Genomic DNA, 24,826 nt, shown 5'->3' on the forward strand with positions numbered 1-24,826 from the left:
TTCCCGGGTGTCAAGAGGTGGCGACGTCCGGAATCAATCCGTCGCGCGTTCCGCGGTCAGGTACGCGATCACCATGTCCCCGAGCATCGCGCGGTAGTGCTCGCGCTGCTCCGGCGCGACCAGGTCGCGGCCGAAGAGCGCCCCGAAGGTGTGCCGGTTGGCGACCCGGAAGAAGCAGAACGAGCTGATCATCGCGTGCAGGTCGACCGCGTCCACGTCCGCCGTGAACAGGCCGGACCTGCGGCCCTCGTCCAGGATCCGGCGGATCACGTCCAGCGCCGGCGAGCCGATCCTGCCGAGCTTCTCGGAGGCGGCGATGTGCTCGGCCCCGTGGATGTTCTCGATGCTGACCAGGCGGATGAAGTCGGGGTGCTGCTCGTGGTGGTCGAAGGTCAGCTCCGCGAGCCGCCGGATGGCCGCGACCGGGTCCAGGTGCTCCACGTCCAGCGACTGCTCGGCCTCCCGGATCACGGTGTACGCGCGCTCCAGGACGGCCGTGAAGAGCTGCTCCTTGCCGCCGAAGTAGTAGTAGATCATCCGCTTGGTGGTGCGGGTGCGGGCGGCGATCTCGTCGACCCGGGCGCCGTCGTAGCCGGCCCGCGCGAACTCCCGCGTCGCCACGTCGAGGATCTCGGCCTGGGTGCGGGCGGCGTCGCGGATCCGCCCGTTCGGTCGTGCCGGTTCGTCGACGCTGGTCATCGGGTTCCTTCGGGAGTACGGCTCCGGTGTCGCAGATTCTAGAAGGCGAGCGACCGCCCGCCCGCGGGACCTCCGCGGGAGCGCGCCGGGGCCTTCCCCGGGGGCTGCCCGGCTGATATAGCTAACGTACTGGTTCGTACATTAACGCTCGGCTCAGGAGGTCCGCGTGGCCAAGGACTCGTTTCTCGTCGGACTGATCGGCGCGGGCATCGGACCCTCGCTCAGCCCGGCGCTGCACGAGCGGGAGGCGGACCGGCAGGGCTTGCGTTACCTGTACCGGCTCATCGACATCGACGCCCTCGGCGTACGCCCCGAGGCGGTCGGTGAGCTGGTGCGGGCCGCCCGCGATCTCGGTTTCGACGGGCTCAACATCACCCACCCCTGCAAGCAGCTGGTGATCGAGCACCTGGACGGGCTCTCCGCGCAGGCCGAGGCGCTCGGCGCGGTCAACACCGTCGTCTTCGAGGACGGCCGCGCGACCGGTCACAACACCGACGTGACCGGCTTCGCGGCCTCCTTCGCCCGGGGGCTGCCCGACGTGCCGCTGGAGCGGGTCGTACAGCTGGGCGCGGGCGGCGCGGGCGCGGCCGTCGCGCACGCCGCGCTCACCCTGGGCGCGGGCCGGGTCACCGTGGTGGACGCGCTGGCCGACCGGGCCGCCGACCTCGCCGCCTCCCTCACCCGCCACTTCGGCGCGGGACGGGCGACCCACGCGACCCCGGAGCGGCTGGCGGAGCTGCTCGCCGAGGCCGACGGCATCGTGCACGCGACCCCCACGGGGATGGCCGCCCACCCCGGCCTGCCCTTCCCGGCAGAGCTGCTGCACGCCGGGCTGTGGGTCGCCGAGGTGGTCTACCGCCCGCTGGAGACCGAACTGCTGCGCACCGCCCGCGCGTTGGGCTGCGCCACGCTCGACGGTGGGGGCATGGCGGTCTTCCAGGCGGCCGACGCGTTCCGGCTGTTCACCGGACGGGAGCCGGACGCGCCGCGGATGCTCGCGGACATCACGGAGCTGGCGGGGGCGGTGGGCGCCCCCAAGTAGCGTCGTCCTACTGCCGGTTGACCGTCCGCGTCACGCCCGCGAAGACCGTCGTGGCCAGGATCCAGCCCGCGATGACCAGGGCGTACGACAGCCACTGGTACACCCCTCGCGGCGCGAAGGCGCCCTCCTGGCCGAAGGAGATCACCGGAAGCAGCAGGTCGAGGGTGTAGAACAGCGCGTTGAAGCGCGGGGCCTCGTCCGCCTTGAGAGCCGGCGGGTGGTGGAGGCCGTAGGCGATCGTGCCGATCGCGAGCAGGGAGACCAGCCAGACGCCGGCGCGCAGCGGGTGGAAGCCGTAGCCGACGGTGGCGTCCTGGACATGGCCCCACACCCGTCCGTACCAGGGCAGGGTGGCGCGGCGCCGGCGCTGCTTGGCGAGCTGGACCTTCCGGGCCGCGTCGTCGTCGCCGATCCTGCGGTAGGCGGCGGTCAACTGCTCGTAGCCGTGCGGGACATACCCGTCGCCGTCGCGCTCCAGCATCGGCAGCCGGCGCTCGGCGGGCTCGTGCGGGGTGAGGGTGGTGTAGGTGAGGTTGTTGAGCAGTACCTCGTCCGGCACCGCGTCCGGGTCGAGGAAGAGGACGTCGGTCTGTGTGCGGCGCAGGTTGAGGGTGCCCTCCATGGGGGTGCCCCGGCGCAGCCACAGCTCCCCGAAAGTGCAGCTGCTCGCCCGCAGCGCCGCGTCGCCGGGATTGACGAGGTGGGCGTACGACAGGTCGAGGCGGCCCGTGACGCGGGCGCCCCGCAGCCCGATCCAGCCCTGCACTCGCGCGTGCCGGAGCAGGACGTCGCCGTCCACGGTGAGGGTCTCGGCGTCGAGGACGTGCCTGCCGGGGAAGCTGAGCCGCGCCTCGTTGAGGTTGACCGATCCGGCGATGTTGGCACCGTTGAGCCGCATCTCGCCGTCGATCCGCAGGCCCGGGGCCCACAGGTCGTCACCGGTGGTCATCTGGTTGAGCTGGAGCACCGGTTCGGGGGCGTCCACGGCCGTCAGGTGGGCCCGCTCCATGAACAGCGCGTTGCTGATCTGGGCGCCGCCGAGCCGTACCGGTCCGTGGATCCGGGAGTGCGAGAGCCGCAGTACGCCCTCCACCCGTACCGCGCCCGCGGTGAGCCCGGGCAGGACGGAGGCGCCGAGATTCAGCTGGCGCAGCCGGGCCCCGTAGAACTGGGGGACGCCCGCGAAGAAGCAGTGGCTCATCCGCACGGCGTGGTCGCAGTTGCCGTACCGCATGTCCAGGGTGCCGCTGATCCGGGCGCCCGCCACTTTCAGCGCGGCGATCTCCCCTTCTTCCTGCGGTCCGCTGAGCAGCAGGGCCCGTATCACGGTCGCGCGGACGGTCCGTTCGGGACCCCAGTCGGCACCGTCCGCCGGATCGTCGTCCTCCGCCGTACGGAAGTCCACGGCCTCGCCCCGGGAAAACGCCCGCCACACCCGCAGTTCGGCCGGTGTCAGGTTGTCGATCTCCATCGGAGGTGACTCTGACGCGACCGTGCACGACTGTCAACAGGCCGCCGTGGCGCCCGTGGTGGGCCTTTCGGGCCACCCGCCTCAGAAGCCTCCGATACCGAAGCCGCGCCTGCGGACGGACGGCGTCGGGACCTCCGGTGCGGGTACCTCCGGTCCGGGACCTCGTCCGGCGGGAACGGCGACACCTCGACCGAGTCGATCCAGGGCTCGAAGACCTCCGATCGCGTCTCCCACTCCGGCCGCCACTCGATCTCGTCGAGGAAGCTCTCCTCGTCGAGCGTCCGCAGTGGCGGGGCGATCGGCTCGATCGTAGGCGCGGCCGCGCCCAGTTCGGCGAGGGTCCTCACCAGGTCGCGTACGTGCCTCTGGTACTCGGCCCTGCCGAGCATCGCCGTCACATCGTTGATCACCGTGAACGCGGTGGGCGCGACAGCGTACTTGAGCGCCTTGAGCCCGCCCCTGACCAGCGGGTCGCAGCCCCGTGTCACCTGGTCGGCCACCGTGAACGCCTGGTGTACGCCGTCCGCGGAGGGGAAGCGGACGGCGGTGTTGAGGTCGAAACCGGCGCCGACGAGCCGTTCCCCGAAGTGGCGCGGCTCGACGGGCACGGACCGCCGCCGGAACGTGGCCCGGACGTCCGCCAGGTCGAGGTCGTACGCGGTGAGAGCCGTGGCCAGATCGAGCATGCACCGCAGCGTGCCGCGGGCTCGCCGCGGGTCGGAGAAGATACGGCGGCGCTGGTGCTCGCGTTTCTCGCCGGTGATCGCCGCCATGAGATCGACGAGACGCTCGTCGGCCTCGGCGGCCCGCCGCCCGAAGTCCTCGGCGTGCGGGCCGTCGAGGAGGGCGAGGGCCGAGAGCGCCGCCCGCCGCAACGCCCGTGCGGCGCCGACCACTTCACGACGGGGGGCCAGGGGCGATTTCGTGATCCGTGCGCTGTCCGGGAGAGCCGTCATGGCATCCACCTAATTCGCTCCGCGTGGGTCATTCATCCCTACCCGCCGCGAACCCCGGACCACCTCGTTCCGCCGCACCGGCGCCGACCGGGGCGAAGTCCCCACGGCGCGCTACGGCTTGGTGTTCCACTCCGCGATCACCGGACGGTTGTGCTCCAGCGAGAGCCGGCCGACCGTCCCGGTCGCGAGCTGGAACAGACGGCCCTCCCGAGGGGGCAGCCCGAGTCGGCGGGCCGTCAGTACCCGGAGGAAGTGGCCGTGTGCCACGAGGATCACGTCACCGTCGGGCAGCGCGGCCGAGACGCGGGACAGGACCCGGTCGGCGCGGCGGCCGATCTCCTCGGGCGACTCGCCGGGATGTCCCTCGGGGCCGGGCGGTACTCCGTCGGTCCACAGGTCCCAGTCGGGGCGTGCCCGGTGGATGTCGACCGTGGTGATGCCCTCGTAGCCGCCGTAGTCCCATTCGTGCAGGTCCGGTTCGACGACGGACCCGGTGACGCCCGCGAGTTCGGCGGTGCGGATCGCCCGGCCGAGCGGGCTGGTCAGAGCCAGTGCGAAGGTCCGCTGCGAGAGGAGCGGAGCGAGCGACTTGGCCTGCTCCTCACCGTCCGGGGTGAGGGGCAGGTCGGTCCAGCTGGTGTGCTGTCCCGACCTGCTCCACTCCGTCTCGCCGTGGCGGACCAGGAGAAGGTCCCCCACAGCGGACCTACTTCGACTCGACGGCGTGGCCGCCGAACTGGTTGCGCAGCGCCGCGATCATCTTCATCTGCGGCGAGTCGTCCTGTCGGGACGCGAACCGGGCGAACAGCGAGGCGGTGATCGTGGGCAGCGGCACCGCGTTGTCGACGGCCGCCTCCACGGTCCAGCGGCCCTCGCCGGAGTCCTGCGCGAAGCCCTTGAGCTTGTCCAGGTGCTCGTCCTCGTCGAGGGCGTTCACCGCGAGGTCGAGCAGCCAGGAACGGATGACGGTCCCCTCCTGCCAGGAGCGGAACACCTCCCGGACGCTGTCCACCGACTCGACCTTCTCCAGCAACTCCCAGCCCTCGGCGTACGCCTGCATCATGGCGTACTCGATGCCGTTGTGGACCATCTTGGAGAAGTGCCCGGCGCCGACCTTGCCCGCGTGGACATAGCCGTACGGCCCCTCGGGCTTGAGTGCCTCGAAGATCGGCTGGAGCCGCTCCACGTGCTCCTTGTCGCCGCCGACCATGAGCGCGTAGCCGTTCTGCAGGCCCCACACACCGCCGGAGACACCGGCGTCGACGAAGCCGATGCCCTTGGCGCCCAGCTCCTCGGCGTGCTTCTCGTCGTCCGTCCAGCGGGAGTTGCCGCCGTCGACCACGGTGTCACCGGGGGAGAGCAGCTCGCCGAGTTCGTCCACGACGGACTGGGTGGGGCCGCCGGCCGGCACCATCACCCAGACCACGCGCGGCGCTTCGAGCTTGTCGACCAGCTCGGACAGGCTCGCCACGTCGGAGACCTCGGGGTTGCGGTCGTAGCCGATGACGGTGTGGCCCGCGCGGCGGATCCGCTCGCGCATGTTGCCGCCCATCTTGCCCAGGCCGATGAGTCCCAACTGCATGTCAGTGCACTTCCTTCAGTTCACGGTAGGCGGCCACGAGGGCGGTGGTGGAGGAGTCGAGACCGGGGACCTCGGCACCCTCGGTCAGGGCGGGCTCGACGCGCTTGGCGAGGACCTTGCCCAGCTCGACGCCCCACTGGTCGAAGGAGTCGATGTTCCAGATCGCGCCCTGGACGAACACCTTGTGCTCGTAGAGGGCGATCAACTGGCCCAGGACCGAGGGGGTGAGGGCGCGGGCGAGGACCGTCGTGGTGGGGTGGTTGCCCTGGAAGGTGCGGTGGGTGACCTGCTCCTCGGCCACGCCCTCCGCGCGCACCTCGTCCGCGGTCTTGCCGAACGCCAGCGCCTGGCCCTGGGCGAAGAGGTTCGCCATCAACAGGTCGTGCTGCGCCTTGAGTTCGTCACTCAGTTCGTCGACGGGCTTCGCGAAGCCGATCAGGTCGGCCGGGATCAGCTTGGTGCCCTGGTGGATCAACTGGTAGTACGCGTGCTGGCCGTTGGTGCCGGGCGTGCCCCACACCACCGGACCGGTCTGCCACCCCACCGGACGCCCGTCGCGCTGCACCGACTTGCCGTTGGACTCCATGTCCAGCTGCTGGAGATAGGCGGTGAACTTGGAGAGGTAGTGGCTGTAGGGCAGCACCGCGTGCGACTGGGCGTCGAAGAAGTTGCCGTACCAGACGCCCAACAGGCCCAGCAGCAGCGGGGCGTTGTCGCCGGCCGGGGCGTTCTGGAAGTGCTCGTCGACGATGCGGAAACCGTCGAGCATCTCGCGGAACCGGTCCGGGCCGATGGCGATCATCAGGGAGAGGCCGATCGCCGAGTCGTACGAGTAGCGTCCGCCGACCCAGTCCCAGAACTCGAACATGTTGTCCGGGTCGATCCCGAAGTCCGTGACCTTCTCGGCGTTCGTCGACAGGGCGACGAAGTGCTTGGCGACGGCCTTGTCCTCGCGGAGCCCCTGGGGCCCTTCGAGCAGCCACGACCGGGCCGAGGTGGCGTTGGTGATCGTCTCGATCGTCGTGAACGTCTTCGACGCCACGATGAACAGCGTCTCCGCCGGATCCAGGTCCCGCACGGCCTCGTGCAGATCGGCGCCGTCCACGTTCGACACGAAGCGGAACGTCAACTCCCGTGCGGTGAACGCCCGCAGGGCCTCGTACGCCATCGCGGGACCGAGGTCCGAGCCGCCGATGCCGATGTTGACGACGTTCTTGATACGACGGCCCGTGTGCCCGGTCCACTCACCGGAGCGCACCCGCCCGGCGAAGTCGCTCATCTTGTCCAGCACGGCGTGCACCTGCGGTACGACGTTCTCGCCGTCGACCTCGACCACCGCGTTCGCGGGGGCCCGCAGCGCGGTGTGCAGCACCGCCCGCCGCTCGGTGAGGTTGATCTTCTCGCCGCGGAACATGGCGTCCCGGAGGCCGAACACGTCGGTGGCGGTGGCGAGTTCCTGGAGCAGGGCCAGCGTCTCGTCGGTGATCAGGTGCTTGGAGTAGTCGATCCGCAGATCACCGACGCGCACGACATACCGCTCCGCGCGCGAGGGATCGTCGGCGAACAGCTCCCGCAGATGCGCGTGCCACTCGGCGCGGTGGTCCTCCAGGGCCGTCCACTCGGGACGACGTACAAGAACAGGCGAGTCAGACATGAGCAGGCGTCTCCTTGGTTCCCTCGCCCCTGAGGGCGACGGCGTACATCTCGTCCGCGTCGAGGCGGCGCAGTTCCTCGGCGATCAGTTCGGAGGTGGTGCGGACCTTGAGCGCGAGGGTGCGGGAGGGCTGGCCGGGCAGCGAGAGCGTGGCCAGCGGGCCCTCGGGGCGGTCGATGACAACCTCGCCGTTCTCGGTGCCCAGGCGCACGGCCGTGACGACCGGTCCGGCGGTGACGACCCGGTCGATCTTCACCTTCAGGCGCGCCTCCAGCCACCGCGCGAGCAGCTCGGCGGCCGGGTTCTCGGCCTCGGCCTCCACCGCGCCGGAGATGATCCGCGCCTTGGCCTGGTCGAGGGCCGCCGCCAGCATCGAGCGCCACGGCGTCAGCCGCGTCCACGCGAGGTCGGTGTCGCCGGGCGCGTAGGACCGCACCCGGGCGGCCAGCACGTCGAGGGGGTTCTCCACCGCGTACAGGTCGGTGATCCGGCGCTGGGCCAGCGCGCCCAGCGGGTCCTTCGAGGGGACCTCAGGCGCCTCCACCGGCCACCACACCACGACCGGCGCGTCCGGCAGCAGCAGCGGCAGCACCACGGAGTCGGCGTGGTCGGAGACCTCGCCGTAGGTCCTGAGGATCACCGTCTCGCCGGTGCCGGCGTCGGCGCCCACCCGGACCTCGGCGTCCAGCTTGGACGCCGTGCGGTCGCGGGCGGTGCGGGCGTGCCGCTTGATGACGACCAGGGTGCGCGAGGGGTGCTCGTGCGAGGCCTCCTCGGCCGCCTTGATCGCGTCGTAGGCGTTCTCCTCGTCCGTGACGATCACCATCGTCAGGACCATGCCCACCGCGGGGGTTCCGATGGCGCGGCGACCCTGCACCAGCGCCTTGTTGATCTTGCTTGCCGTGGTGTCGGTCAGGTCGATCTTCATGGCCTGCGCCAGCTCCGTCCGTCTCGTGCGAGCATCTCGTCGGCTTCCCCGGGTCCCCAGGTGCCCGACGCGTACTGCGCGGGCCTGCCGTTCTCCGCCCAGTGCGCCTCGATGGGGTCGAGGATCTTCCAGGACTCTTCCACTTCCTGGTGACGGGGGAAAAGGTTGGCGTCGCCGAGGAGTACGTCAAGGATGAGGCGCTCGTACGCCTCGGGGCTGGACTCGGTGAACGACTCGCCGTAGGCGAAGTCCATCGTCACGTCCCGGATCTCCATCGAGGTGCCCGGCACCTTCGACCCGAACCGGACCGTCATGCCCTCGTCCGGCTGGACGCGGATGACGATGGCGTTCTTGCCGAGTTCCTCCGTCGCGTTGTGGTCGAAGGGGGAGTGCGGGGCCGTCTGGAAGACGACCGCGATCTCGGTGACCCGGCGGCCGAGCCGCTTGCCGGTGCGCAGATAGAAGGGGACGCCCGCCCAGCGGCGGTTGTCGACGTTGAGCTTGATGGCCGCGTACGTGTCCGTGGTGGAGGCCGGGTCGATGCCCTCCTCCTCCAGGTAGCCGGGCACCTTCTCGCCGCCCTGCCAGGCGCCCGCGTACTGCCCGCGCACGGTGTGCCTGCCGATGTCCTCCGGCAGCTTCACGGCCCTGAGGACCTTCAGCTTCTCGGTGAGCAGCGACTCGGCGTCGAAGGCGGCCGGCTCCTCCATGGCGGTGAGCGCCATCAGCTGGAGGAGGTGGTTCTGGATGACGTCACGGGCCGCGCCGATGCCGTCGTAGTAGCCCGCGCGGCCGCCGATGCCGATGTCCTCGGCCATCGTGATCTGCACGTGGTCGACGAACGACCGGTTCCAGATCGGCTCGTACATCTGGTTGGCGAAGCGCAGCGCCAGGATGTTCTGGACGGTCTCCTTGCCCAGGTAGTGGTCGATCCGGAACACCTGGTCCGGCTCGAACACGTCGTGCACCAGCGCGTTGAGCTCCCGCGCGGTCCCCAGGTCCCGCCCGAACGGCTTCTCGATGACCGCCCGCCGCCAGGCCCCCTCGGGCGCGTCCGCCAGCCCGTGCTTCTTCAGCTGCTGGACGACCTTGGGGAAGAACTTCGGCGGTACGGAGAGGTAGAAGGCGTAGTTGCCGCTCGTGCCGCGCACCTTGTCGAGGTCGTCGACGGTCTGGCGCAGCTGCTTGAACGCCGTGTCGTCGTCGAAGTCGCCCGGGATGAACCGCATCCCCTCGGCCAGCTGCTGCCACACCTCCTCGCGGAACGGGGTCCGGGAGTGCTCGCGCACCGAGTCGTGCACGACCTGCGCGAAGTCCTGGTCCTCCCAGTCCCGGCGGGCGAACCCGACGAGCGAGAAGCCCGGCGGGAGCATGCCGCGGTTGGCGAGGTCGTAGACGGCCGGCATCAGCTTCTTGCGGGACAGGTCGCCGGTGACACCGAAGATGACGAGCCCGGAGGGGCCGGCGATCCGGGGGAGCCGGCGGTCGCGGGGGTCGCGCAGCGGGTTGTCCCAGTCGGCGATGGTGGTCATTCCGCGTCAACTCCCTTGCTGTTCAGGGACTTCGTGACGGCGTCCAGCAGGTCCTGCCAGGCCGCCTCGAACTTCGCGACGCCCTCGTCCTCCAGCTGCTGCACGACCTCGTCGTACGAGATCCCGAGCGCCTCCACGGCGGCCAGGTCCGCGCGGGCCTGGGCGTAGCCGCCGGTGACCGTGTCGCCGGTGATCTCGCCGTGGTCGGCGGTGGCGTTCAGGGTGGCCTCGGGCATGGTGTTGACCGTGCCGGGGGCGACCAGGTCGTCCACGTAGAGCGTGCTCTTGTAGGCCGGGTCCTTGACGCCGGTGGAGGCCCACAGGGGGCGCTGCTTGTTGGCGCGGGCGCCGGTGAGGGCGGTCCAGCGGTCGCCCCCGAACACCTCTTCGTACGCCTGGTAGGCGAGCCGTGCGTTGGCGAGCGCGGCCTTCCCCTTGAGCGCGAGGGCCGTGTCCGTGCCGAGGACCGTCAGCCGCTTGTCGATCTCGGAGTCGACGCGGGAGACGAAGAAGGAGGCGACGGAGTGGATCGCGGAGAGGTCGAGCCCCTTCTTCGCGGCCTTCTCCAGACCGGCGAGGTAGGCGTCCATGACCTCGCGGTAGCGCTCCAGCGAGAAGATCAGCGTGACGTTGACGCTGATGCCGAGGCCGATGACCTCGGTGATCGCCGGGAGGCCCGCTGTGGTCGCCGGGATCTTGATCATCACGTTCGGACGGTCCACCAGCCAGGCGAGCTGCTTGGCCTCGGCGATCGTCGCCCGCGTGTTGTGGGCGAGGCGCGGGTCGACCTCGATGGAGACCCGGCCGTCCCGGCCGCCGGTCGCGTCGTACACCGGCCGCAGGACGTCGGCGGCGGCGCGGACGTCGGCGGTCGTCATCATCCGTACGGCCTCGTCGACGGTCACGCCCCGGGTGGCGAGGTCGTTCAGCTGCTCCTCGTACCCCTCACCCGAGCCGATGGCGGCCTGGAAGATGGAGGGGTTGGTGGTGACGCCCACCACGTGCTTCGTGGCGATGAGTTCGGCGAGGTTGCCGGACTCGATCCGCCCCCGCGACAGGTCGTCCAGCCAGATGGAGACGCCCTCGTCGGAGAGGCGCTTGAGTGCTCCCGCGGTCGCGGTTGCTTCGGTCACAGTGATCATCTTCTTTCTGGCGATCGGATCAACCGCGCGCGGCGGCCACGGATTCCCGGGCTGCGGCGGCGACGTTCTCGGCGGTGAAGCCGTACTCGGCGAACAGGGTCTTCGCGTCGGCGGAGGCGCCGAAGTGTTCGAGGGAGACGATGCGTCCTGCGTCACCTGTGAACCGGTACCACGTCAGGCCGATACCGGCCTCGACCGCGACCCGGGCTCGCACGGACGGCGGAAGGACGCGCTCCCGGTACTCCCGCGGCTGCTGCTCGAACCACTCCACGGACGGCATCGACACCACGCGCGTGCCGACCCCCTCGGCCTCCAACTGCTCCCGCGCGGCGACGGCGAGCTGGACCTCGGAACCGGTGGCGATGAGGACGACGTCCGGGGTCTCCTTGGACGACTCCTTCAGGACGTAACCGCCCTTCGCCGCATCGGAGTTGGGCGCGTACGTCGGCACGCCCTGGCGGGTGAGCGCGAGGCCGTGCGGGGCCGGGTCGGTGGCGTGCCGCCTCAGGATCTCGGCCCAGGCGACCGCGGTCTCGTTGGCGTCGGCCGGGCGGACGATGTTCAGGCCCGGGATCGCGCGCAGGGACGCGAGGTGCTCGACCGGCTGGTGCGTCGGCCCGTCCTCGCCGAGACCGATGGAGTCGTGCGTCCAGACGTAGGTGACGGGGAGCTGCATGAGCGCGGACAGGCGGACGGCGTTGCGCATGTAGTCGGAGAACACCAGGAAGGTGCCGCCGTAGATCCGCGTGTTGCCGTGCAGCGCGATGCCGTTCATCTCCGCGGCCATCGAGTGCTCGCGGATGCCGAAGTGGATCGTACGGCCGTACGGGTCGGCCTCCGGGAGCGGATTGCCCTCGGGGAGGAACGAGCTGGTCTTGTCGATGGTCGTGTTGTTCGACCCGGCGAGGTCGGCGGAGCCGCCCCACAGCTCGGGGAGGACGTCACCGAGGGCCTGGAGGACCTTGCCGGAGGCGGCGCGGGTGGCGACGGACTTGCCCTCCTCGAAGACGGGGATCGCGTCCTCCCAGCCGTCGGGGAGCTGGCCGGCGACGATCCGGTCGAAGAGGCGTGCGCGCTCGGCGTCGACGGATCGCCACTCGGAGATCTGCTTGTCCCAGGCGGCGTGCGCCTCGGCGCCCCGGTCGAGGGCCCGGCGGCTGTGGGCGAGCACCTCGTCGTCCACCTGGAAGGACCGCGTGGGGTCGAAACCGAGGACCCGCTTCGTGGCGGCGACCTCGTCCTCGCCGAGCGCCGAGCCGTGGGAGGCCTCGGTGTTCCGCGCGTTCGGGGCGGGCCAGGCGATGATCGTGCGCATGGCGATGATCGAGGGCCGCCCGGTCTCGGACTGCGCCGCCTTCAGGGCCGCGTACAGGGCGGGTACGTCGATGTCGCCGTCCTCGCCCGGTTCGATGCGCTGGGTGTGCCAGCCGTAGGCCTCGTACCGCTTCAGCACGTCCTCGGAGAACGCGGTCGCCGTGTCGCCCTCAATGGAGATGTGGTTGTCGTCGTAGAGGAAGACGAGGTTGCCGAGCTTCTGGTGGCCCGCGAGGGAGGAGGCCTCGGCGGAGATGCCCTCCTCCAGGTCGCCGTCGGAGACGATCGCCCAGATCGTGTGGTCGAAGGGGGACTCGCCCTCGGGGGCCTCGGGGTCGAACAGACCGCGCTCGTAGCGGGCGGCCATCGCCATGCCGACGGCGTTGGCGACGCCCTGGCCGAGCGGCCCGGTGGTGGTCTCCACGCCGGCGGTGTGGCCGTACTCGGGGTGGCCCGGCGTCTTGGAGCCGTGGGTGCGGAAGGCCTTCAGGTCATCGAGTTCGAGCTCGTAGCCCGCCAGGAACAGCTGGGTGTAGAGCGTCAGCGAGGTGTGCCCGGGGGAGAGGACGAAACGGTCACGGCCGGTCCACTCGGGATCCGCGGGATCGTGACGCATCACCTTCTGAAAGATCGTGTACGCGGCGGGGGCCAGGCTCATCGCAGTGCCCGGGTGGCCGTTGCCGACCTTCTGCACGGCATCCGCCGCCAGCAGACGGGCGGTGTCGACGGCACGCCGGTCGAGTTCGGTCCATTCGAAGCTGTCCGGTGTCTGCGTGCTCATCTTCAAGAAGTCCTCGATCGCAGCGGGGTTTCTGGTCTGTTGCCTTCGAACTTAAAAGTCTGACTTTTACGACGGAAGGTCGCCGTGTGTCAGCCTGTGGTGAAAGTGGGACACGGATCGCTCCAGGCAGGCGGCACGAGAAGGACATGGCGGACAGAACCATCCAAGACTCCATCCAAGGCGGAGCCGGTGACGGCGGAGTGGACGGGATCAGAACGTTCCCCTTCCCCATCGAGCTGAGTGTGTGCGGAGTGGGCATGCAGGTCGGGCCGATGGGCGCCGGCCGGACCTGGCACGCGGACGCCCCGCTGGAGCGCGTGCACCGCATCGACTTCCATGTCGTCATGCTGTTCGACGGCGGGCCCGTCCGCCACATGATCGATTTCGCCGAGTACGAGGCGACGGCCGGCGACCTGCTGTGGATCCGCCCCGGACAGGTGCACCGCTTCTCGCCGACGAGCGAGTACCGCGGAACCGTCCTGACCATGCAACCCGGGTTCCTGCCGCGGGCGACGGTCGAGGCGACCGGCCTGTACCGCTACGACCTCCCGCCGCTGCTGCACCCCTCCGCGCCCCAGCTGGACGGTCTCAGATGCGCGCTGACCCAGCTCCGCCGGGAGTACGAGGACACGTCCACGCTCCCGCTGAGCCTGCACACCTCCGTCCTGCGCCACTCCCTGACGGTGTTTCTCCTCCGCCTCGCCCATCTGGCGGCGAGTTCGGAGGAGGCGGGACGGCGGACCGAGTCGACGTTCACGCTCTTCCGGGACGCGGTGGAGAAGGGGTTCGCCACCAACCACAGCGTCAGCGCGTACGCCGACGCGCTCGGCTACTCCCGCCGGACCCTGGTCCGCGCGGTCCGCGCGGCGACCGGCGAGACACCCAAGGGCTTCATCGACAAACGGGTGGTCCTGGAGGCCAAGCGCCTCCTCGCCCACACGGACATGCCGATCGGCCGGGTGGGCGCGGCGATCGGCTTCCCGGACGCGGCGAACTTCTCGAAGTTCTTCCACCTGCACACGGGGGTGACGCCGGTGGTGTTCCGGGCCGAGCTGCTCTGACCACCCGCGCCGATCCCCTCCTCCCGACGCCTCCGACTCCCTATGATCGGAAGAGCTTCACGGGTGGGGACGCGTCCCCATGGCGTCGGTTCGGGGGGCCCGATGGATCCGGCCAGTATCGGTACGACCGCTCGCGTCGCCTCCTCGGTGGTGAGGCCGATCATCGCCAGACTCTTCGTCAAGGAGGGCCGGGGCGCGGGACTCGTCGACAAGCCGGTACGACTGTCCCGATGGTTCGGCTGGGGCGAGAAGCGGAGCCTGAGCGGGCTCGACATGTGGAAGATCGCCCGGGAGCTGGTGACGGCCGCCGTCGAGGCGAACCCGCACGAACCGCCGGTGGCCTCCGACGAGCGCGAGGCCCTGGCGGACGCCCTGGCCGCGACCCTCGGCGCCCTGGGCGAGCTGGACATGGACGACGCGCAGGCGGTCCGGCTCGGCCACGAGGACCTGGCGCGCAGACTCGCCGCCGCCCGCCCCGACGCCACCCGTGACCTGTCGGCCGACGCGGTCGTCCTCTACGGCAGCCTCCTCGACCTGAGCTGCCTGCACATCCTGCACTTCTTCACCCAGCGCTCGACCTTCGTCGCCCACGCCCAGGTGGCCCAGACCCGGCTCCTCGACGAGACGCTGCGGCTGCTGGACGCCCTGGTGGACCGGATTCCGCGACCCGGCAGCGCGGACGAGGAGTTCGAGACCCGCTATCTGGCCCACATCGAACGCAAGTACGGCAAGCTCAACATCTTCGGCCTCGACCTCAGCGATCCCGGCCAGGCCCGCTGGCCGCTGGACACCGCCTACCTGAACCTGGAACTGGCCTCCCACCGGGTCGGCGGTTCGCCGTCCGCGAGCCGCAGACGCGTCGAGGAGGCGCTCGCCGACTGCCACCGGGCGGTGCTGCGCGGCCTCGCCGGCTCCGGCAAGACCACGCTGATGCAGTGGCTGGCCGTCTCCGCGGCCCAGAACTCCTTCCCGGACGAACTGGCCGCACTGCGCGGACGCGTGCCCTTCGTGCTGCCGCTGCGGGCCGTCGCCCAGGACCCCGCGCTGCCCGGCCCCGAACAGTTCCTCAAGGCGGTCGGCAACATCCTGCACGGGCTCCAGCCCGAGCACTGGGCCGACCGGGTGCTCGCGAGCGGACGCGGAATGGTCCTCGTCGACGGCGTGGACGAGGTCTCGGAGAGCGAACGCCCCGTCGTCAGACGGTGGTTGCTCGACCTCGTCGACCTCTACCCGCAGTCCTTCTTCCTCGTCACCACCCGGCCCTCCGCCGTCGAGACCCGGTGGCTCGACGAACTCGACTTCGCCGAGTTCAACCTGCTCCCGATGAGCCGCGACGACGTCGACCGGTTCGTCCACCGCTGGCACGACGCCGCGCTGACCGGCGTCACCGAACCGGAGGAACGGCTGGCCGTCGAGCGCTGCCGGGAGGCCCTGCGCGGCACGCTCCGGCAGAAGCACGACCTGCACCGGCTCGCCACCAACCCCCTGATGTGCGCGCTCATCTGCGCCCTGCACCGCGACCGGCTCACCCATCTGCCCGAACGCCGCATGGAGTTGTACGCCGCCGCCCTCACCATGCTGCTCGTGCGCCGGGACAAGGAGCGCGAGATCCCCGTGCCGTCCGGCCTCGCGCCCACCGAGGAGGCGCAGGTCCAGCTGCTCCAGCGGATCGCGTACTGGCTCATCCGCAACGGCCGTTCCGAGGCGGCCCAGAACACCGCGGTGCGCATCATCCGCGAGAAGCTGCCGGCGATGCCCGACCTGGCGTCCCCCGACCGGGCCGAGGACGTCTTCCGCTACCTCCTGCTGCGCAGCGGACTGCTGCGCGAACCGTCCGCGGGCACGGTCGACTTCATCCACCGCACCTTCCAGGACTACCTCGGCGCCAAGGCCGCCGTGGAGGCGGAGGACCTGGGGCTGCTCGCCGAGTTCGGGCGCGACGACCAGTGGGACGACGTGATCCGGCTCGCCATCGGCCACGCCCGCGACGGCGAACGCGCAAGGCTCCTCCGGGCGTTGGTGGAACTGGGCGACCAGACCGTCGACCCCCAACTGCGCCGCCGCTACCACCTGCTGGCCGCGGCCGCCCTCGAACACGCCACCACGCTCGATCCCGCCATCCGCGCGATGGTCACCCGCCGGGCCTCCGCACTGATCCCGCCCGCCACCCCCGCGGACGCGGAACAGCTCGCCGGTGCCGGCGACATCGTCCTGGACCTGCTGCCCGGCCCCGCGGACCTCACACCGGAGCAGGCGCGGGCCACCGTGATGACCGTGGCCCGGATCGGAGGAGAGGCCGCCCTGCACCGGCTGGCCGCCTTCAAGCGGGTGGCCGATCGCGACGTACGCCAGGAAGTGGCCCTGTCCTGGCCCTGCTTCGACGCCCGCTCCTTCGCCGAGGAGGTCCTGTCCGGCCTCCCGGTGGACGATCTCGTCATCCAGCTCTCGAGCCACGAGCAGACGGCGTGTCTCGCCCTGCTCGACCGGGCGCCCCACCTCGCGCTGCGCGGACAGGCGCTGACCGGTGGCCTGGTGGACGCCCTGATGCCGCTGAAGGTGCACTCCCTGCGGGTCGAGGCGTCCGGCGCGGTGCGCTTCCCCCTGCCCTCGCTCGCCCCGCTGAGCGGACTGAGCCGCCTCGTCCTGGAAGCCTGCGACGTCGTCACGAACCTGGCCGTGCTCGGCGAGTGCCGGGTCGCCGAACTCGGCCTGCACCGGCTGCCGGAGGGCACGGACCTCTCCTTCCTCGCCCGGGCCGCGAACCTGCGCTCCCTGTCCCTGTCCTGCGACCACGGCATCGCACTGCCCACGGTCCCGCTGCCCCAGATCGGCAGGCTCACCCTGGACTGCGTCCTCACCGACCGGCCGCTTGCGGACCTCGCCCCGCTGTTCCCCGGCCTCACCGCACTGACCCTGCGCCTGACCTGCCGGAACCCGCAGGCCGACGTGGATCTGTCCCCGCTGCGCACACTGCGGCGGGGACAGATCGACATCACGCTGGTGGACGCGGGCAGGGTCCACGGCCTGGACGCCCTCCCCGCCGACCGTGTCGAGGTACGGCACGAAGAGAGCGCCGGCCCTCGGCACCGCACCCGGACGGGATTCCTACGACGCCGAAGGGCGCCCGAAACCCCCGGTCAGTGACCGAAGTTGAACCAGTTCACGTTAACGAAGTCCGCCGGCTGGCCGCTGGTGAAGGTGAGGTAGACGTCGTGCGTGCCGGTCACCGAGCTGATGTTCGCCGGGACCGTTCTCCAGGACTGCCAGCCACCGGTGTTGGCGATGGAGAAGCTGCCGATCGGGGTGCTCGTACGGCTGTCCAGACGGACCTCGACCAGTCCGCTGACACCGCTCGCCGCCCCGCTCGCCACCCGCGCCACGAACTGTGTCGCCGCCGTGGAGCCGAAGGCGACGTTCTGGTACAGCGCCCAGTCTCCGTTAGCGAGAGAACCGATGTCCTGGCCGCCGCCGGTGTCCGTGGTGGTCTCGGCGACCACCCCGCTCTGGCTGTTGTACGACTCGGCCTGGATCGCGCTGTAGGCGTCACGGCTGCCCGACGGCGGAGTCGTGGAACCGCTCCCACTCGCCGACAGCACCTGCACGTAGTCCACGAGCATCGGCACGCCGGACTGGGTGCCGGAGTCGAGGCCGCCGCCGAACGCGTCCGGGAAGGCGCCGCCCATCGCCACGTTCAGGATGACGAAGAAGCCGTGGTTGGTGGCGTTGGCCCAGGTCGTCGCGTCCACCTGGCTCGCGTTGACGGAGTGGAACTGCGTGCCGTCGACGGAGAAGCGGATCGTCTCGGGGCTCACCGAGCGGTCCCACTCCATCGTGTAGGTGTGGAACGCCGCCTGGCAGGTCGAGCCCGGACAGGCGACGTTGTTGCCGAGGCCCGTCGTCTCGTTGCACGGGCCGCCCGGGTTGGTGCCGCAGTGCATGGTGGCCCACACCCGGTTCATGCCCTGGACGTTCTCCATGATGTCCAGCTCGCCGACGCTCGGCCAGTTCTGGTAGTTGCCGCGGTACGGCGCGCCCAGCATCCAGAAGGCCGGCCAGTAGCCCTCGGCCGCGGTGCCGGTGACGTTCGGCATCTGGATGCGCGCCTCAACGCGCAGCTTGCCGCCCGCCGGGGGCTGGAAGTCGGTGCGGTTGGTCTCGATCCGGCCCGAGGTCCAGTTGCCGGCCGAGTCCCGCAGCGGGGTGATGCGCAGGTTCCCGCTGCCGTCGAGGGAGACGTTGCTGGTGCTGTTCGTCATCGTCTCGACCTCGCCTGTGCCCCAGTTCGCGGGGCCGCCCGGGTACGAAGTCCCGGTCGCGTACTGCCAGTTCGAGGTGTTGACGCCGGTTCCCGCGGTGCCGTTGAAGTCGTCGACGAAGACCTGGGACCAGCCGGTGGGCGGTGTGGGGGCGGAGGCGTCGGCGGGGAGGGTGGCCGCCGTCGCGAGGGCGGCGGCCAGGCCGAGGGTGCTCAGGACGGCGACGAGGGCTCGCCGCCGTCCGGGTATGCCGGAGGTTTCACTCATGGGGGTGCCTCTCGGGTACGGAGAAGGGAGCGCGGGTGCCTTCGAGAACCTTTGAGAGCGCTCTCAAAGTGGGCCCAATGTGCTCGCAGTCACTCCTGTCGTCAAGAGGTTGAGCCGTGAAAGTCCCTTCACTCCAGGTGAGTTCACCCCTTGAAGCCGGGCATACCGACTAAACCGCGCTGCCCGCCTTCCAGTCCGACCACGACAGGTTCCAGCCGTTGAGGCCGTTCGACGCCTCGACGGTCTTCTCGCCGGAGTTCTTCACGATGACGACGTCGCCGAGCATCGAGCTGTCGTAGAACTTGTAGCCGTCCACGGAGGTGTTGTTCGCGCCCTTGGCGTCGTGCAGGCCCACACAGCCGTGGCTGGTGTTCTGGTGGCCGAACACCGAGGTGGACGCCCAGTAGTTGCCGTGCACGAAGGTGCCGGAGGTGGTCAGGCGCTGGGCGTGCGGGACGTCGGAGATGTCGTACTCGTCGCCGAGCCCGACCGTCGAGGACTCCATGCGGGTCTGCTTGAACCGCTCGCTGATCACCATGATCCCGGACCAGGTGGTGTGGTCGGAGTCGCCGCCGGAGACCGGGTAGGTGGCGACGGTCTCGCCGCCCCGGCGGACCACCATCTCCTTGCTCGACAGGTCGACCGTGCTGATCTGCTCGCGGCCGATGTGGAAGGTGACGTCCTTGGCCTGGACGCCGTAGACGCCGTCCGTGCCCTCGACGTCCTTCAGGCGCAGGCTCAGCGTGATCTTCGTGCCGGCCGCCCAGTAGGTCTCGGGCCGGAAGTCGAGGCGGGTGTCGCTGAACCAGTGGCCCACGATCTCCACCGCGGGCTCCGCCGTCACGGTGATCGCCTTCTGGACGGCCGCCTTGTCGGACACGGCGTGCGTGAAGTTGAGGGAGACGGGCATGCCGACGCCGGACGTGGAGTCCGCCTCGGGGGTGAAGTAGCCGACGAACGTCTCGCCGGGGCTCTTCGTCGTGAACGTCGACGTCTGCTCGGTGCCGCCGTCCGCCTTGGCCGTGACCGTGTACTTGGTGCCCGAGTAGGGGTTCTTCGACGAGGTCCACTTCGTCTTGGCGTCGTTGAACGAACCAGCGAGGGTGGAGCCGTCGTTGCCGGTGACCGTCACCGTGGCGAGGGTGCCGTCCGTCACTGCGATCTCGACGGGGCTGGCGAACGCGGCCTTCGTGGTGCCGTCCGCGGGAGTGACCGAGATCGTCGCCTTCTTGGCCGCCGCCTGCACGGAGGCCGTCTGCTCCGTCCCCTCCGACGCGTCCGCCGAACCGCTGCACCCGGTCAGCAGGGTCGCGGCCGGTACGGCCCCGAGCGCGGCGAGGATCCCGCGCCGGGACCACTTCGACTGCTCCTCGGAACGGTTCGATATGTGCGAGACGCCCACGTTCAGGCCTTCCTGAGATGTCCACGTTTGAGGGTGCATCGTGCGCCTCGTACCTTGGGCAAGCCTTTGAAACGGCGGACCCCTGGCTGAGATTCCGGTGAGGACACGCTGAGCGAAGGTCTACGGGGTGCTGATATACGGCGATTCCGGGGCATCCTTCGCCTCGCGCAGCCCGAACCGGTCGTGCAGCCGGCGCAGGGGCTTCGGCGCCCACCAGGCCCGCGGGCCGAGCAGCGCCATGGTCGCGGGCACCAGGAGCATCCGTACGACCGTCGCGTCGATCAGCACCGCCAGGGTCAGCCCGAGTCCGATCTGCAGGATCGGGGAGAACCCGCCGGTCATGAAGGCGCCGAAGACGACCGCGAGGAGCAGGGCGGCACAGGTCACGACCCGCCCGGACCGGCGCAGCCCGGTGACCACGGCCTCTTGATCGTCCCCGGTGCGCTGCCGGGCCTCCCGCATCCGGGCGAGGATGAAGATCTCGTAGTCCATGGCGAGTCCGAAGGCGATCGCCACGATCAGCGGCGGGGCCGTGAGGCTCAGCGCGCCCAGCCCCTCGCCGCCGAGCAGCCCGGCGCCGTGGCCGTCCTGGAAGACCCACACCACCACTCCGAGCGCCGCGCCCAGGCTCAGCAGGGTCGTCGCGATCGTGCGCAGCGGGATCAGCACCGAGCCGGTGAAGGCGAACAGGAGGACGAAGATGCCCGCCAGGACGGTGAGCGCCGCCCAGGGCGCCCGCTCGCCGAGCATCGCGCGGAAGTCGACCAGCCGGGCCGCGATGCCGGTCACCTCGACGGGCTCGTCGCCGCGGACGTCCCGTACGCGCTCGACGAGGTCGGTGGCTTCCTCGCCGTCCACGGCGCCGGGCGGCTGGAGCTCCAACACGGTGTTCCCGCCCGGCAGTTCACGGGTCGCGGCGCTCGGCGCGAGGGCGCGGACGCGCTCGGCCAGGGCGGGGTCGGCACCGGGCTTCAGGACGACCGTCACGGGTGAGACCCCGGTACCGGGCGGGAAGTGGGCGTCGACGGTGTCGTACAACCGCCGTGCCTCGGTGCTGGACGGCAGTTGTTTCGCGTCGCCGATCTCGATGCGCATACCGGTGACGGGCAGGGCCAGGAGCAGCAGGGCGGGAACGACGGTGACCAGGACGGCGGTCCGGCGGCGGGCCGCGAAGCGCGCGAGCCGGGCGAAGACGCGGCCCTCCTCGCGGTCGGGCCGGACCTCCGACGCGGGGATCCTCCTCCCGAACTTCGCGAGCAGCGCGGGCAGCAGGGTGACCGCGGCCAGCATGTCGACGACCACCACGGCGGCCACGGCAAGGCCCATGGACCGCAGGAACACGCTCGGGAAGACCAGCAGCCCGGTCAGGCTCACGGCCACGGTGAGCCCGGAGAACAGCACGGTCCGGCCGGCCGCGGCGACCGTACGGTGCACGGCCTCGACGACGTCCTCGGTGTGCCGGCGTTCCTCGCGGAAGCGGACCAGCATCAACAGGGCGTAGTCGATGGCGAGTCCGAGGCCGAGCATGGTGGTGACCTGGATCGCGTACACCGAGATGTCGGTGACCTGGCTGAAGGCGAACAGCGCCAGGAACGCGCCCGCGATCCCGCTGACCGCGATCACCAGCGGCAGGGCGGCGGCCCGCAGTCCGCCGAACACGACGAGCAGCAGGGCGAGTACGACCGGCAGGGAGATCAACTCGGCTTTCTTGACGTCCTCTTGGGCGCGCTCGCCGAGCTGCCTTCCGAGGAGCTCGCCGCCGCTGACGTGGACGTCCGGTGCGTCGATCCGCTTGATGGTCTCGACGGCGGTGTCCGTCGCCTCCTCCTCGGCCTCGTCGCTCAGGCCGCCCTCGAAGGTGACGGGGATGATCAGCGCCTGTCCGTCCTGGGCGGTGAGACCGGGCGTGGCGTACGGGTCCGGTACCGCGGCCACGCCGGCGATCTCGCGGACCCGGGCGATCGTCTGCTCGACCTGGGCCCGCAGCGCGGCGTCGGAGACGGACTCGCCCGCGACGACGGCGGTCACGGACTCGCCGGTCGGGGAGATACGGCCGATGTAGTCGTCGGAGTCGTCCGACTCGGTGCCGGGGACGTCGGGCACGTCGTCGGAGAGGTCGGCGAAGACGCCCGTGCCGAGGCCGAAGCCGAGCAGCAGGAACGCCGCCCAGAGGCCGATGACGGTCAGGGGGCGGCGGGTCGCCGCCCGGGCGAGTGTGGAGAGCACGGGTGCCTCCCGGCGAGTTGGCGGTGGTTGACGGCACCGCCAGACTGCTGCCGCGGGCGTGATCACCGGATCGCCGGGACGGGCGGTTTCCGGGCCTCCGTCGTACGGGTGAGGCGGGGTGCCGCCTCACTCCCGCGGGGGAGGAATCTTCGGCACCGGTCCCGGAGTTGACCTTGGAGACATCTACAAGGAGGCCGTATGTCCGAGGCAACACCCGCCGTCCGTGAACTCCGTCTCGTCGTCACCGCGGACGACTACGACGAGGCGTTGCGCTTCTACCGGGACGTCCTCGGGCTGCCCGAACGTGCCGCGTTCGCGTCCGACGGCGGCCGGGTCACGATCCTGGAGGCGGGGCGGGCGACGCTGGAGATCACCGATCCGAACCACGCGGCCTTCATCGACGAGGTCGAGGTGGGCAAGCGGGTCGCCGGGCACATCCGGGTGGCGTTCGAGGTGGACGACTCGACGGAGACCACGGCGAGGCTGGCGGAGGCCGGCGCGGAGGTGATCGCCGAGCCGACCCGCACGCCGTGGAACTCGCTCAACTCCCGGCTGGAAGCACCGGGTTCACTCCAGCTCACCCTCTTCACGGAACTCGGCGACTAACCGGAACCCGGGGTCACCAGGCCCGTCTCGTACGCGCAGATCACCGCCTGTACCCGGTCCCGCAGCCCCAACTTGCCGAGCACATTGCTCACATGGGTCTTCACCGTGTGTTCGCTCACGAAGTGTGCCGTGGCGATCTCCGCGTTCGAGAGGCCGCGGGCCAGCATCCGCAGGGTCTCGACCTCGCGGGCGGTGAGGGCGTCGAGGCGGTCGGGGGCGACCTCGGCCGCCGCCTCCTCGCGGCGGCGCCGCACGATGTCCGCCACCAGGCGGCGGGTCACGGCGGGCGCGAGCAGGGAGTCGCCGCCCGCCACCACCCGCACCGCGTGCACGAGGTCGTCCCGGCGCACGTCCTTCAGCAGGAAACCGCTCGCACCCGCGTACAGCGCGTCGTACACGTACTCGTCGAGGTCGAACGTGGTCAGCATGACCACCTTGCAGCTCGACTGCGCGCACACCCGCCGGGCCGCCTCCAGGCCGTCCATGACGGGCATACGGATGTCGAGCAACAGCACGTCGGGCGTGTGCCGTTGGACCGCGGCGACCGCTTCCGCGCCGTCCCCCGCCTCGGCGACCACCTCGATGTCCTGCTGCGCCTCCAGGATCATGGAGAAGCCGCTGCGGACCAGCTCCTGGTCGTCGGCGACCACCACCCGGATGCTCACCCGCGGGCCGCCTCCCGGTCCGCGGTGGCGGGCAGCCGTACGACCACCCGGAAGCCCCCCTCCGGACCGGGCCCGGTCTCCGCGCTGCCCCCGCAGGCGGCGGCGCGTTCTCTGAGGCCGATCAGCCCGTGTCCGCCGTGGGTGCGGGCGGGGCCGCGGCCGTCGTCGGTCACCGTGAGTGTCAACTCCTCGTCCCCCCAGTCGAGTTCCACCTGTGCGCAGGAAGCGTACGCGTGCTTGACCGTGTTGGTCAGGGCTTCCTGCACCGCGCGGTAGGCGGCGACCTCGGTGTCCGGGGGCAGGGGCCGGGGGCGGCCTCGTACGTCCAATTCGACGTCCAGGGAGGCGGATTCGGCGACCTGGCGGACCAGGGCGGGGACTCCCGCGAGGTCGGGCTGGGGGAGCCGGGAGGCACCGGCCTGGCGTTCCTCCTCCTTCAACACGCCCAGGATGCGCCGCAGTTGGCCCATCGCGTCCCGCCCACTCGTCGCGATCGCGTCGAACGCGGCTTCCGCGCGCTCCGGATCACTGCGCACCACGACCGGACCGGCCTCCGCCTGGACTACCATCAGGCTGACCGCGTGGGCGAGGATGTCGTGCATGTCCCGGGCGATGCGGGCCCGTTCCTGCGCGATGGCCCTCGCGGTCTCCGCGGCTCGCTCCCGTTCGAGGCGGCGGGCCCGGTCCTCGATGGCCGCGGTGTACGCGCGCTGGACGCGGGCCAGGACGCCGAGGCCGTAGGCGCAGATCATGCCGGTCAGATGGAAGGCGTACTCGAAGGGCTCGGAGTGCTCCTTGGCCTGCATGGTCAGCACGGCTCCGAGCAGCCAGCTCGCCAGCATCGAGCGGCGCTGCCAGGGCAGGCCCTGGGCGGCCATGGTGTACAGGACGACGAGTCCGCCGTAGAGCACGTCCGGCGGGGGCGCGTGGTAGTAGGCCATCGCCGTGGTGGCCGCGGAGACCGCGAGGGCGCACGCGTAGGGGAAGCGGCGCCGCCAGACGAGCGGGACGGCGGTGGCGGCCCCCAGCAGCCAGCCCACCAGGCTCAGCGGGTCGTCCCCCTCGTCCGGGAACATCCACTGCAGGGACGCGGCGAACAGCACGAGCACGGCGAGCGCGCCGTCGACGACGTACGGATTCGCCGTCCGCAGACGGGTCAGGACAGGGCCGTACCAGGACCGGACGACGGACATGAGCGGCTCCTCGGGGCCGGGGCCGTTCCAGTATCACGAGGCCGGCGCG

The 24,826-nt window shown here is 70.8% G+C and carries 19 protein-coding genes; 4 read left to right on the plus strand and 15 right to left on the minus strand.

Annotated elements, in window-relative coordinates; all coding sequences use genetic code 11:
- Positions 1 to 33: 33 nt before the first annotated feature.
- Positions 34 to 699 carry a TetR/AcrR family transcriptional regulator gene (locus ABZ896_RS16785; protein WP_360928562.1) on the minus strand — a complete coding sequence of 222 codons (666 nt, stop codon included), beginning with the start codon at positions 697 to 699 and terminating at the stop codon, positions 34 to 36.
- Between the two features lie 166 nt (positions 700 to 865).
- Between ABZ896_RS16785 and ABZ896_RS16790 the strand changes: the two genes are divergently transcribed.
- On the plus strand, positions 866 to 1,741 hold the full coding sequence (locus tag ABZ896_RS16790) for a shikimate dehydrogenase (protein WP_360928565.1): 876 nt from the start codon (positions 866 to 868) through the stop codon (positions 1,739 to 1,741).
- Between the two features lie 7 nt (positions 1,742 to 1,748).
- Here ABZ896_RS16790 and ABZ896_RS16795 read toward each other — a convergent pair whose 3' ends face one another.
- From ABZ896_RS16795 to tkt, 9 genes are all read right to left on the minus strand, one after another.
- Positions 1,749 to 3,212: a membrane-associated oxidoreductase gene (locus tag ABZ896_RS16795; protein ID WP_360928568.1), complete on the minus strand. Its 1,464-nt coding sequence runs from the start codon at positions 3,210 to 3,212 to the stop codon at positions 1,749 to 1,751.
- Complete coding sequence (locus ABZ896_RS16800) at positions 3,194 to 4,168, minus strand: hypothetical protein (RefSeq protein ID WP_360928571.1); 975 nt, start codon at positions 4,166 to 4,168, stop codon at positions 3,194 to 3,196. The genes ABZ896_RS16795 and ABZ896_RS16800 overlap by 19 nt, the downstream gene beginning before the upstream one ends.
- Positions 4,169 to 4,279: 111 nt before the next feature.
- Positions 4,280 to 4,867: a histidine phosphatase family protein gene (locus tag ABZ896_RS16805; RefSeq protein WP_360928574.1), complete on the minus strand. Its 588-nt coding sequence runs from the start codon at positions 4,865 to 4,867 to the stop codon at positions 4,280 to 4,282.
- Positions 4,868 to 4,874: 7 nt separating this feature from the next.
- Entirely contained in the window at positions 4,875 to 5,750 is an 876-nt protein-coding gene (gene gnd / locus ABZ896_RS16810) for a phosphogluconate dehydrogenase (NAD(+)-dependent, decarboxylating) (RefSeq protein WP_360928577.1), read from the minus strand.
- A 1-nt stretch (position 5,751) separates the two neighbouring features.
- Positions 5,752 to 7,404, minus strand: a complete 1,653-nt coding sequence (gene pgi, locus ABZ896_RS16815; protein WP_360928580.1) for a glucose-6-phosphate isomerase — start codon at positions 7,402 to 7,404, stop codon at positions 5,752 to 5,754.
- Positions 7,397 to 8,332: a glucose-6-phosphate dehydrogenase assembly protein OpcA gene (gene opcA / locus ABZ896_RS16820; protein WP_360928583.1), complete on the minus strand. Its 936-nt coding sequence runs from the start codon at positions 8,330 to 8,332 to the stop codon at positions 7,397 to 7,399. The genes pgi and opcA overlap by 8 nt, the downstream gene beginning before the upstream one ends.
- On the minus strand, positions 8,329 to 9,864 hold the full coding sequence (gene zwf / locus ABZ896_RS16825) for a glucose-6-phosphate dehydrogenase (protein ID WP_360928586.1): 1,536 nt from the start codon (positions 9,862 to 9,864) through the stop codon (positions 8,329 to 8,331). The genes opcA and zwf overlap by 4 nt, the downstream gene beginning before the upstream one ends.
- The gene (gene tal, locus ABZ896_RS16830) at positions 9,861 to 11,006 is read right to left on the minus strand and encodes a transaldolase (RefSeq protein WP_360928589.1); all 1,146 of its coding nucleotides are present in this window, start codon (positions 11,004 to 11,006) and stop codon (positions 9,861 to 9,863) included. The genes zwf and tal overlap by 4 nt, the downstream gene beginning before the upstream one ends.
- Positions 11,007 to 11,025: 19 nt before the next feature.
- Positions 11,026 to 13,101, minus strand: coding sequence for a transketolase (tkt, locus tag ABZ896_RS16835; RefSeq protein WP_360928592.1), 2,076 nt, complete (start codon positions 13,099 to 13,101; stop codon positions 11,026 to 11,028).
- 146 nt (positions 13,102 to 13,247) lie between these two features.
- On the opposite strand from tkt, the gene ABZ896_RS16840 reads away from it, so the two are divergent.
- Both ABZ896_RS16840 and ABZ896_RS16845 read left to right on the plus strand, forming a co-directional pair.
- Positions 13,248 to 14,162 carry an AraC family transcriptional regulator gene (locus ABZ896_RS16840; protein ID WP_360928595.1) on the plus strand — a complete coding sequence of 305 codons (915 nt, stop codon included), beginning with the start codon at positions 13,248 to 13,250 and terminating at the stop codon, positions 14,160 to 14,162.
- Positions 14,163 to 14,264: 102 nt separating this feature from the next.
- Positions 14,265 to 17,306, plus strand: a complete 3,042-nt coding sequence (locus ABZ896_RS16845) for an NACHT domain-containing protein (RefSeq protein ID WP_360928598.1) — start codon at positions 14,265 to 14,267, stop codon at positions 17,304 to 17,306.
- On the opposite strand, the gene ABZ896_RS16850 is transcribed toward ABZ896_RS16845, so the two are convergent.
- From ABZ896_RS16850 to ABZ896_RS16860, 3 genes are all read right to left on the minus strand, one after another.
- A complete protein-coding gene (locus ABZ896_RS16850) occupies positions 17,300 to 18,685 on the minus strand; it encodes a glycoside hydrolase family 16 protein (protein WP_360928601.1) in 1,386 nt (461 codons plus the stop codon). The genes ABZ896_RS16845 and ABZ896_RS16850 overlap by 7 nt on opposite strands.
- A 169-nt stretch (positions 18,686 to 18,854) precedes the next feature.
- The gene (locus tag ABZ896_RS16855; protein ID WP_360928604.1) at positions 18,855 to 20,087 is read right to left on the minus strand and encodes an Ig-like domain-containing protein; all 1,233 of its coding nucleotides are present in this window, start codon (positions 20,085 to 20,087) and stop codon (positions 18,855 to 18,857) included.
- Between the two features lie 120 nt (positions 20,088 to 20,207).
- Complete coding sequence (locus ABZ896_RS16860) at positions 20,208 to 22,313, minus strand: MMPL family transporter (RefSeq protein WP_360928607.1); 2,106 nt, start codon at positions 22,311 to 22,313, stop codon at positions 20,208 to 20,210.
- Between the two features lie 198 nt (positions 22,314 to 22,511).
- On the opposite strand from ABZ896_RS16860, the gene ABZ896_RS16865 reads away from it, so the two are divergent.
- The gene (locus ABZ896_RS16865) at positions 22,512 to 22,919 is read left to right on the plus strand and encodes a VOC family protein (RefSeq protein ID WP_360928610.1); all 408 of its coding nucleotides are present in this window, start codon (positions 22,512 to 22,514) and stop codon (positions 22,917 to 22,919) included.
- Here the strand turns inward: ABZ896_RS16865 and ABZ896_RS16870 are convergent.
- Together ABZ896_RS16870 and ABZ896_RS16875 are read right to left on the minus strand one after the other, a co-directional pair.
- Complete coding sequence (locus ABZ896_RS16870; RefSeq protein ID WP_360928613.1) at positions 22,916 to 23,584, minus strand: response regulator transcription factor; 669 nt, start codon at positions 23,582 to 23,584, stop codon at positions 22,916 to 22,918. The genes ABZ896_RS16865 and ABZ896_RS16870 overlap by 4 nt on opposite strands.
- The gene (locus ABZ896_RS16875) at positions 23,581 to 24,777 is read right to left on the minus strand and encodes a sensor histidine kinase (RefSeq protein WP_360928616.1); all 1,197 of its coding nucleotides are present in this window, start codon (positions 24,775 to 24,777) and stop codon (positions 23,581 to 23,583) included. The genes ABZ896_RS16870 and ABZ896_RS16875 overlap by 4 nt, the downstream gene beginning before the upstream one ends.
- Positions 24,778 to 24,826 lie beyond the last annotated feature (49 nt).

The sequence above is a fragment of the Streptomyces sp. NPDC047072 genome, assembly GCF_040643855.1.
GTDB lineage: Bacteria > Actinomycetota > Actinomycetes > Streptomycetales > Streptomycetaceae > Streptomyces.

What these genes read in the sequence shown, in the direction of transcription:
- ABZ896_RS16785 (WP_360928562.1), bottom strand. Translation starts at nt 699, where the DNA reads ATGACCAGCGTCGACGAACCGGCACGACCGAACGGGCGGATCCGCGAC.
- ABZ896_RS16795 (WP_360928568.1), bottom strand. Translation starts at nt 3,212, where the DNA reads ATGGAGATCGACAACCTGACACCGGCCGAACTGCGGGTGTGGCGGGCG.
- ABZ896_RS16800 (WP_360928571.1), bottom strand. Translation starts at nt 4,168, where the DNA reads ATGACGGCTCTCCCGGACAGCGCACGGATCACGAAATCGCCCCTGGCC.
- gnd (WP_360928577.1), bottom strand. Translation starts at nt 5,750, where the DNA reads ATGCAGTTGGGACTCATCGGCCTGGGCAAGATGGGCGGCAACATGCGC.
- pgi (WP_360928580.1), bottom strand. Translation starts at nt 7,404, where the DNA reads ATGTCTGACTCGCCTGTTCTTGTACGTCGTCCCGAGTGGACGGCCCTG.
- opcA (WP_360928583.1), bottom strand. Translation starts at nt 8,332, where the DNA reads ATGAAGATCGACCTGACCGACACCACGGCAAGCAAGATCAACAAGGCG.
- zwf (WP_360928586.1), bottom strand. Translation starts at nt 9,864, where the DNA reads ATGACCACCATCGCCGACTGGGACAACCCGCTGCGCGACCCCCGCGAC.
- tal (WP_360928589.1), bottom strand. Translation starts at nt 11,006, where the DNA reads ATGATCACTGTGACCGAAGCAACCGCGACCGCGGGAGCACTCAAGCGC.
- tkt (WP_360928592.1), bottom strand. Translation starts at nt 13,101, where the DNA reads ATGAGCACGCAGACACCGGACAGCTTCGAATGGACCGAACTCGACCGG.
- ABZ896_RS16840 (WP_360928595.1), top strand. Translation starts at nt 13,248, where the DNA reads ATGGCGGACAGAACCATCCAAGACTCCATCCAAGGCGGAGCCGGTGAC.
- ABZ896_RS16845 (WP_360928598.1), top strand. Translation starts at nt 14,265, where the DNA reads ATGGATCCGGCCAGTATCGGTACGACCGCTCGCGTCGCCTCCTCGGTG.
- ABZ896_RS16850 (WP_360928601.1), bottom strand. Translation starts at nt 18,685, where the DNA reads ATGAGTGAAACCTCCGGCATACCCGGACGGCGGCGAGCCCTCGTCGCC.
- ABZ896_RS16865 (WP_360928610.1), top strand. Translation starts at nt 22,512, where the DNA reads ATGTCCGAGGCAACACCCGCCGTCCGTGAACTCCGTCTCGTCGTCACC.
- ABZ896_RS16875 (WP_360928616.1), bottom strand. Translation starts at nt 24,777, where the DNA reads ATGTCCGTCGTCCGGTCCTGGTACGGCCCTGTCCTGACCCGTCTGCGG.